The sequence below is a fragment of the Bradyrhizobium sp. genome, assembly GCF_049581145.1.
Lineage (GTDB): Bacteria > Pseudomonadota > Alphaproteobacteria > Rhizobiales > Xanthobacteraceae > Bradyrhizobium.
Genome location: NZ_JBAURI010000689.1, coordinates 1 through 7,920, shown reverse-complemented (window position 1 = coordinate 7,920; position 7,920 = coordinate 1). Strand labels below are relative to the sequence as shown.

General features: G+C 62.5%; 10 protein-coding genes. 7 read left to right on the top strand and 3 right to left on the bottom strand.

The features are described from left to right. The 6 genes from WCB02_RS22485 to WCB02_RS22460 form a co-directional block, all read left to right on the top strand. On the top strand, nucleotides 1–328 hold a 328-nt coding region (locus WCB02_RS22485), incomplete at its 5' end, for a universal stress protein (protein ID WP_423961557.1). Nucleotides 329–513: 185 nt separating this feature from the next. Then, entirely contained in the window at nucleotides 514–819 is a 306-nt protein-coding gene (locus tag WCB02_RS22480) for a DUF1476 domain-containing protein (RefSeq protein WP_423961554.1), read from the top strand. A gap of 12 nt (nucleotides 820–831) precedes the next feature. Further along, nucleotides 832–1,239: a DUF3551 domain-containing protein gene (locus WCB02_RS22475; protein WP_423961551.1), complete on the top strand. Its 408-nt coding sequence runs from the start codon at nucleotides 832–834 to the stop codon at nucleotides 1,237–1,239. Nucleotides 1,240–1,303: 64 nt separating this feature from the next. Then, nucleotides 1,304–1,834 carry a flavin reductase family protein gene (locus WCB02_RS22470; RefSeq protein WP_423961560.1) on the top strand — a complete coding sequence of 177 codons (531 nt, stop codon included), beginning with the start codon at nucleotides 1,304–1,306 and terminating at the stop codon, nucleotides 1,832–1,834. A 263-nt stretch (nucleotides 1,835–2,097) separates the two neighbouring features. Then, the gene (locus WCB02_RS22465) at nucleotides 2,098–3,240 is read left to right on the top strand and encodes a site-2 protease family protein (RefSeq protein ID WP_423961549.1); all 1,143 of its coding nucleotides are present in this window, start codon (nucleotides 2,098–2,100) and stop codon (nucleotides 3,238–3,240) included. A 766-nt stretch (nucleotides 3,241–4,006) separates the two neighbouring features. Then, on the top strand, nucleotides 4,007–4,516 hold the full coding sequence (locus WCB02_RS22460) for a metallophosphoesterase family protein (RefSeq protein WP_423961547.1): 510 nt from the start codon (nucleotides 4,007–4,009) through the stop codon (nucleotides 4,514–4,516). A 124-nt stretch (nucleotides 4,517–4,640) separates the two neighbouring features. Here the strand turns inward: WCB02_RS22460 and WCB02_RS22455 are convergent, their stop codons facing one another. After that, nucleotides 4,641–5,459: a hypothetical protein gene (locus tag WCB02_RS22455; protein WP_423961545.1), complete on the bottom strand. Its 819-nt coding sequence runs from the start codon at nucleotides 5,457–5,459 to the stop codon at nucleotides 4,641–4,643. A gap of 206 nt (nucleotides 5,460–5,665) precedes the next feature. Here WCB02_RS22455 and WCB02_RS22450 point away from each other — a divergent pair, with 206 nt between their 5' ends. Beyond that, on the top strand, nucleotides 5,666–6,250 hold the full coding sequence (locus WCB02_RS22450; protein ID WP_423961543.1) for a hypothetical protein: 585 nt from the start codon (nucleotides 5,666–5,668) through the stop codon (nucleotides 6,248–6,250). 23 nt (nucleotides 6,251–6,273) lie between these two features. Here WCB02_RS22450 and WCB02_RS22445 read toward each other — a convergent pair whose 3' ends face one another. Together WCB02_RS22445 and lpxD are read right to left on the bottom strand one after the other, a co-directional pair. Next, nucleotides 6,274–7,026: a haloacid dehalogenase type II gene (locus WCB02_RS22445; RefSeq protein WP_423961540.1), complete on the bottom strand. Its 753-nt coding sequence runs from the start codon at nucleotides 7,024–7,026 to the stop codon at nucleotides 6,274–6,276. A 122-nt stretch (nucleotides 7,027–7,148) separates the two neighbouring features. Next, nucleotides 7,149–7,920 (bottom strand): UDP-3-O-(3-hydroxymyristoyl)glucosamine N-acyltransferase (gene lpxD, locus WCB02_RS22440; RefSeq protein WP_423961538.1); only part of this gene is annotated, 772 nt, incomplete at its 5' end.

Here is a 7,920-nt window from a genome sequence, read left to right as displayed (position 1 = left end):
GGTCACCGATACGCCAGAACAATACAGGAAGCGGATGGCGGCGCTTGCTGCCAAATATCTCGACGTGGCAAAGCAGGCCGCCTCGGTGGCCGGCGTCAGCTGCGAGACGCTGCACCTCGATCACGATCATCCATACCTTGCCATCATCGAGACGGCGGAACGAAGATCCTGCGATTTGATCGTGATGGCTTCGCATGGCCGGCGTGGGATTTCCGCGATCGTGCTCGGCAGCGAAACCGTCAAGGTCCTGACACACAGCACCATTCCGGTTCTGGTCGTTCGCGCGCCGCACCAGGGACCTTTCACGCCGCTGGCGTCATTGACCTGACCGATGGCTTCAAGGGCGCAAAGCAGAGCGTCCCAACCACCGAGGCCAAACACCTTCAATAAAGAGCAAAGGCGCCGGCGTGGTTTGATCCACCTCAACCCGCGGCCATCTTCCGCCATTCATGATGCTCGTCCGCGATTCGGATCATCGCGGCGAGCGCGTGGGTAAAGCGAGGGAGACGAAGGATGACCAATTTCGACCGGAGGGAAGAGGCCTTCGAGGCGAAATTCGCGCATGATCAGGAGCGCGCGTTCAAGGCACGCGCACGCGCGCTGCACATGCTGGGCTTGTGGGCTGCCGAAAAGCGCGGCGAAACAGGCGCGGCTGCGGAAGCCTATGCCCGTGCCTTGATCGATGCCGATGTCGGCGCGGCGTCGGATGCCGCATTCAACAGACTGCTGGCCGATCTCGCCGGACACGGTGTCGACGCTGAGCAAATCCGTAAAAAGCGAGACGAACTGCTCGCCATCGCGCAACAGAACCCGGCATGATGCCGCGCAGCGATGCTCGATCGCGAGCATCGCTCTTCATTCGATGGCGAACTCTTCGTGAGCCCTGAGCTTTGGCCGCAAACGCGTCATGCGGGAGCCGAGCTTCATCGCATGGCTCGACTCACACCCATGCCGATCTCGAAGGAGGTTCTGATGCGCATTCCGGCTTTGGCGATGTTGGCAATCGCGACGGCTTTGGCGGCGGCGCCGGCCAGGGCCCAGACCTACGACCCAGACTATCCTCTCTGCTTGCAGGTCTATGACCTCGAGGGCGGCTACATCGAATGCGGCTATAGCTCGCTGGCGCAGTGTGCGATGTCGGCATCGGGCCGCGCCGCAGAGTGCGTCGTCAATCCCTATTTCGCGCGTGCTCGAGTGCCAGGGCGACCACATCGTCGGCGGCACCACCGCGTCAGGTAAAACATCTTGCTGTCGATCGGACACCAAGCATGACGAGGTTCGCCCGGAAGATCCAGTGATGTCGATGAAAGAACTGGAGCTGGCCCGCGTCTATCAATTGATCGAGCCGGGGCCGGTGGTGCTTTTGACCACGGCCCGCAACGGCCGCGCCAACGTCATGACGATGTCGTGGCACATGATGGTCGAGTTCGAGCCGCCGCTGATTGCCTGCGTCGTCAGCGCCGCCGATTACAGCTTCGCCGCCTTGCGGGCGACGAAAGAGTGCGTCATCGCCATTCCCGCGGTCCGGCTGGCGCAAGAAGTCGTGAACATCGGCAATTGCTCCGGCCGCGACGTTGCCAAGTTCGAAAAGTTCGGGCTGACGCCGACGCCAGCCAAACGCGTTGCGGCGCCCTTGATCGCCGAGTGTTTTGCCAATCTGGAATGCAAGGTGGTCGATCGCCGTCTGGTGAAGATGTACAATCTGTTCGTCGTCGAGGTGCTGCAAGCCTGGATCGATCGCTCGCAAAAGAACCCGAAGACCATCCACCATCAGGGATACGGCAAATGCGTCGTCGATGGGGAAACCCTCAAGCTCAAATCGAAGATGCGATGAGGGACCTTCTCTCGATCGGCGTCAGCCGCGGGGATATCCGACCGTTTGGGCGAAGGTGACGAACTCCTGGTCCGGAAGCCGCAAGGCCTTGCCGAGCTTGGGACCATCGACCGATCCGAAACACGGTCGCGAGCCCTTCGCAGGCGCAGCTTCCGCCGATTGATTCAGGTCAACCTGCCGGGCGGTTGGAAATCTAAGCACCATATGGGCTCATGAGGTTTGGCCGCAGGCCGCCCGGATCGATTGAGCGAAGGAGAATTCTCATGAATCGGCACACCATCCCGTTAGGCAGGATCCTGGGGATTCCGATCGGTCTCGACTACTCCTGGTTCGTGATCTTTGCGCTGCTGACCTGGATGCTTGCCGGCAGCTACTTTCCCGACGAATTCAAGAACTGGCCGCCGTTGCTGTATTGGTCGATGGGCTTCGTCACGGCCATCCTGTTCTTTGCCAGCGTGCTGCTGCACGAGCTCGGCCACTCCGTGGTGGCGCTGCGGTACAAGATACCGGTCCGCAGCATCACACTTTTCATGTTCGGGGGAATCGCACAAATCGGGGCAGAACCGCCCAGCGCAATCGCCGAGTTTTTCATCGCGATCGCGGGCCCGCTCGTCAGTCTCGCCTTGGCGATCCTGTTCTACGCGGCGCAGCCATTGGTCGCCGGCATGGAGCCGCTGTTGGGCGTGGCCAGGTATCTGGCCTATATCAACTTCGCCCTGGTGCTGTTCAATCTGATACCCGGTTATCCGCTCGACGGCGGCCGCGTCCTGCGCGCCATCGTGTGGGCGATCACGGGAAACATGGCCAGGTCGACCCTCATTGCCGCAAATGTCGGCCGGTTTTTCGCCTTCCTGCTGATCTTTGCCGGGGTCTGGCAGATCTTCACCGGCAATCTTGGAGGCGGACTTTGGATCGCCTTCATCGGCTGGTTCCTCGACAACGCGGCTTCGGTTCAGATCGCGCAGGTGATATCGCGCGGCCTTTTGACCGGCCATCCGGTTTCGCAGGCCATGAGCACGCGTTGCGCCGTTGTCCCGGCAGATTTGACGCTGCAGCAACTGGTGGACGAACATATCCTTGGCGGCGGGCAACGCAGTTTCCTCGTCAATCGGGCAGACAAGACCATTGGCTTGATAACGTTGCATCGGATCAGGGACGTGCCGCGCTCCGAATGGGCGACCACGAGCGCCGCTCAGGCCATGCTTCCCCTGGAGCAGCTGAAATGCGTCGATCCCGATGCCGAGCTGTGGTCTGCCCTGGAGCTGATGGACCGCAATGGCTTCAATCAGATGCCCGTGATCCGGGATCGGCATGTCATCGGCATGTTGAGCCGGGAAGACGCGATAACTTTCCTGCGTACGCTGCAGGAATTCGGAAAGCTGCCCGCGCAACAGCCGAAAACATGAGACGCCGGCGCCGTTTGTTTCGGAGCCACGCGACGCAGCGCCAGCCTTCGGCCGCAAAAACCGCGAGCTGCGCGCACCACATCAGGCCGATCCCAGCGTGGAGAAAGATCAGCAGTGGCCTGTCGACCGGCCCGCACTCCAATAGCGTGTGGTGTGGCGGGACGAGCGCAAGATGCGGGCGTCGGCGTCATCGGCGCAGCTTTCATCGCAACATGGGCTCGGGATGAAGATTGCTGGAACGCAGGATGAAAGAGCGCCAGCGAAACCCATCAAACCGTTCGCGTCCACCAATGACGAACGATGGGTCGGCTCCCATGGGGTCAGTTTGATGGAGTCGCCAGTCGATAGCCGGCCGATGCGATGGCTTTCATCTGCCGGCGCCAGGTGCAGGACGTGTCCGGAAATCCGTGGCAGAAAACCACCGCCGGCCCTTCGCCCTGCTCGGTGACGTGCAGGGAGATGCCGTTGGTCGCGATGTCGTATTGCTTCAGAGGGGGCCATCGACGCTGCCATTGGTGCTCATGCCACTCACCTGATCCATCAACTTCATGCGCATCGCGCCAATCGTATCAGATGCCCGTGGGTTGTCTGCATGCCTGTGATGTCAAATGCCGGGAATGCCGCGCCGCAGGAACAAAATCGTGATGCTCTCCCGGCGAGTGCACGTCCCGGGCTGTACCGAGCTGCCGGTTCCGCGATCGTGGCGGCCTCGACATCTCGAGCTTTTCCATAATAGCCTCGATTGCGGCCGCGGCGTCAGCCCAAGATGGGCGTCAGGTCTCGTGGATCTGCCGAGGATGCCGACGCCCTGATCAGAATAGGAATCATCTCCGACACCCACGGGCTGCTGCGTCCGGAGGCCGAGCAGCAGCTGGCAGGCGTCGCGCAGATCATCCATGCCGGCGATATCGGTTCGCCTGATATAATCGACCGACTGCAGCTCATTGCGCCGGTCGTTGCGATCCGAGGGAACATCGATACCGGCCGGTGGGCGGAGTGTTATCCGGAGAGCCTGACGATCACGCTCGGCGGGCGCTGCATCCATCTCCTGCACGACGTCAAGACATTGCAGCTCGATCCGGTTGCGGGCGGGGTCGAAATCATCATTAGCGGCCATTCGCATCGGCCCGGGATCGAGACGCGTCGCGGCGTGCTCTATCTCAATCCGGGAAGCGCCGGACCACGGCGTTTCAAGCTGCCGATCACCGTGGCGACATTGGATCTGACCGCAGGCCCTCTCGCGCCAATCATCCATGATCTCAGTGGCGCAGGCTGATCGGGGAGGGCTCTTCGAAGGGCGTAAGGCGACCGCCCCGGACCGATGCCGACGGTCGTGGGGCATTCCCGGCCGCGCGAGTGGCAAGCGTTTCGAAGAAGGCTTCCCTCTCTTTCTGGCGGGTTCAATGAGCTGCGCTCGTGCGGCCACGCGATGCACTTCGCTGCACGGGCGGCCGGCGGCCATCAGCCATCTGCGCCAGCAACCGCTCGACCTGATGAACGCGATCATCGTGGTTGACGGGCTGGCGAGGGCGGTCGGCGACGGGTGGAGCAGGAGCGATTCGCCTCGGCGAATATGCCGGATCAGCCGATCGGGAGCGCGGTCGGTCCAATTCGTGTCGCAAGCTCGACCGGGTTTGCGGTCGGCGCCGGCGCCGTCGCAGCGGAAAGAGCGCGTTGCTTGCGAGTTCACACAATGCCAGCGCGCCGAACACCATGACCACAAACGCCTTCACGGAAACGGGGCCCTCGACTCGCGTTGACGGTTGCTGGCGTGCGTCCGTTGCATTCGACGCGACCGACATGAGCTGCTGATTCGGCGCCGGTGCGAAATTCTGAATGTCTTGTCCGGATCCGACCGACGAATCCGGAATGCTCATCCGAGCTTTGCCGGCATCCTCGGTACTGGCCGGTGGCTGCGGCAGTTCGTCATGTGCGTCCGCTATTGATTTTGCGATGGCGTTTTCATTGATGAGCGGGCGCTCGACCGGAAGCGGCACCAACGTGGCCGCTGCCGGCGAAGACGACACGCCTTCCTGCCTCAGATACCAGCACTGGCGGCCAGTCCCTCGCTCGAGGCGATAAGACCATTGCTGGCCTTTCGGCGTTTGGCTGCCTGGTGCAACAAGACACTGCTCGGCGGCAGCAACGCCGCCCGTCGCAACGGCCACGACCGGCACACAGCTCACAACCGCGAGCAGGATTCTGGCTGCTTTGTCCAACATTGAAGTGACTCACTCGATTACCGCGCACGCCTGACCGGCTACGGCGTTTTCCGATGACGTTGCATCGGAAGGCGCTCTATTTGCCGTTTATTCGTCGCATTCTCCTAACGAAGAGCCGGCGCTCACCTTTCCGGAAAGTGCACTGGCGATACGAAGCATCCTCTGCAATCAAGGCTCGGTGAGGTCACTGCTAGGGCATAAGTTTGAAACCGCCTGTTGCAGGCAATGGCAATATTCGTAGCCGGAAGTTATTCGAGACCGCGACCTTCATGTACTACGTCCCTTCGATCATTGTGGGAATGTTGCGGCAGATAGAGTTTATTGACTTCGCGCTCGAGGCGTTCCCGACCATAGACGTCATGTGCCGCGCGGTGAATGGTGGTATCGAATTCTCTAGAATTGCTTCTCCGCGTCAGCGGGCAGCACTGGTTGCGCCCTACCATCGCCGCGCGGTGAATTCATGGGTTTCGCAAGGGAGACCGGGCGAGTATTCGATCGGACATCGGATGCGAACTCAACCGTCATCGTCCGCGAAGGCGGGCGACCCCTCTTCCAGAGACCGCGACGTTGAATCGGAGAGCGGCCGCATACTGCATGGGCTGGACCGTGCCAGAGTATGGCGCGTGGAGCGCGCCTGCCCGCCGGTCGCCGCGTTGCAGCTTTTCGATTTCACCGCGCCATCGCTGGAAGACCGGGTCGCCCGATCAAGTCGGGCGATGACGGCGGAGAGTCTCACGAGCGCGTCGGATTGCTGGAGCGAAAGGCTCAACCCGTCCTGCTTTGCGTAACGCGCTGGCAGTGATCGTCGCCTTCAACTCATCGCCAGCTCCGCGCGGTGCGCGGCCGCGAGATCCGCCAGGCTGGTGAAGCGGATATCGTAGTTTGCCTGCTCGGGCGGTGCCATCGTGGCGCCGAAGCCGCCGGACGCGTGACGGCGGTCGATCCAGGCCGAGGCGAGACCCAAGGCCCTCGCCGGCGCGTGATCGTGAAACAGGCTCTGCGCGGTGTGCAGGATGTCGGATTTGGCGACGCCGAGCTCGGCGAGATGGTCGAGCATGTAACGGAAATTGGCGAGGTCCGGCTTGTAGGAGCCGATATCCTGCGCGGTGTAGATGGCGTCGAAGCGGACGCCGAGCTTGGCGTTGCTGCCGGCAAAACTGTTGCGGTCGACGTTCGACAGGATCACGAGCTTGTAGTGCTGCTTGAGATAGGCCAGCGCCGTGGCGGAATCCGCAAACGCCGGCCAGTCCGGCACGGATTCGCCGAAGCGCCGGTGCTCGGCATCGCTCGCCGTGACGCCCCATTCATCCGCCAGCCGCCGATGCACGGCGGCAAGCAGGTCCGAATAGATCATTTGCGGCGTTTCCGCCTCCTGCGCGGATTCGTGCCGCGCGAAGGTCTCGAGCACGAGGTCCGTTGCCAGCGGCGTCGCGGCCTTGGCGAGCGATGGCCGCGTCGCGGCCTTGGCGAGCAACGGCTGCAGCGCCGCGATGATGCCGGTCTCCCAGTCGATCAGGGTCCCGTAGCAATCGAAGGTCAGCACTTTGTAGTTTGTCAGTTTCATCGTCGTCCCATCATCATCAAAGGCTGAACAGTCATGAAAGACCGGACGCACGCTGAAGGTCGGCGCGTCTCCTCATGAATGGCAGGCGCGACCGATCGCATCCTCATCACGCGGACGGCCCCTCAACTCCGATCGGAGGCTCCAGGGGGAGTGGCGGTCTTGTCGCCGGATCTGGTCAACCGGTCCAGCGTCGCCTGCTGCCGCATCCACTGTATTCTCGGTTTGGCCGGATAGCCGCCCCAGGTCTCTCCCGGCGGAATGTCGTTCATGACGCCCGAGCGCGCCGCCACCCGGCCGCCGACGCCGATCGTGACGTGCGGCGCGAGACCGACGGCGCCGCCGAGCACGGCGAAATCCTCCAGCGTCACGCTGCCGCTCAGGCCCGACTGAGCAACCACGATGCAATGCCGGCCAATCACGACATTGTGGCCGATCTGACAGAGATTGTCGATCTTGCTGGCCTCGCCGATGATGGTGTCCCTGATGCTGCCGCGATCGATCGTGGTCCCGGCTCCGATCTCGACATCGTCCCGGATGATGACGCTGCCGGTCTGCGGAATCTTCTGCTGGGTGGCGTCGGCGAGGTAACCAAAACCGTCCTGCCCGATGCGACAGCCGGGATGGATCACGACGCGATCGCCGATCAGCGCATGCGTGATCGAGCATCCGGCGCCGATGGCGCAATCCCGGCCGATCAGCACGTCCGGCCCGATCACGGCGGTGGCGGCAATGAGGCTTCCGCTTCCAATCTCGGCCCGCGGCCCGATCACGGCGCCCGGATCGATCGTGACCTCGCTCGCCAGCCGCGCGGTGGGATGGATGGTTGCGCCCGGCGCGATGTCGTTGGCTTCGAACAACGAGGTGGGACGCAGCGATTGAGGGTAGAGCTCGCGG

What these genes read in the sequence shown, in the direction of transcription:
- WCB02_RS22480 (WP_423961554.1), top strand. Translation starts at nt 514, where the DNA reads ATGACCAATTTCGACCGGAGGGAAGAGGCCTTCGAGGCGAAATTCGCG.
- WCB02_RS22475 (WP_423961551.1), top strand. Translation starts at nt 832, where the DNA reads ATGCTCGATCGCGAGCATCGCTCTTCATTCGATGGCGAACTCTTCGTG.
- WCB02_RS22470 (WP_423961560.1), top strand. Translation starts at nt 1,304, where the DNA reads ATGAAAGAACTGGAGCTGGCCCGCGTCTATCAATTGATCGAGCCGGGG.
- WCB02_RS22465 (WP_423961549.1), top strand. Translation starts at nt 2,098, where the DNA reads ATGAATCGGCACACCATCCCGTTAGGCAGGATCCTGGGGATTCCGATC.
- WCB02_RS22460 (WP_423961547.1), top strand. Translation starts at nt 4,007, where the DNA reads ATGGGCGTCAGGTCTCGTGGATCTGCCGAGGATGCCGACGCCCTGATC.
- WCB02_RS22445 (WP_423961540.1), bottom strand. Translation starts at nt 7,026, where the DNA reads ATGAAACTGACAAACTACAAAGTGCTGACCTTCGATTGCTACGGGACC.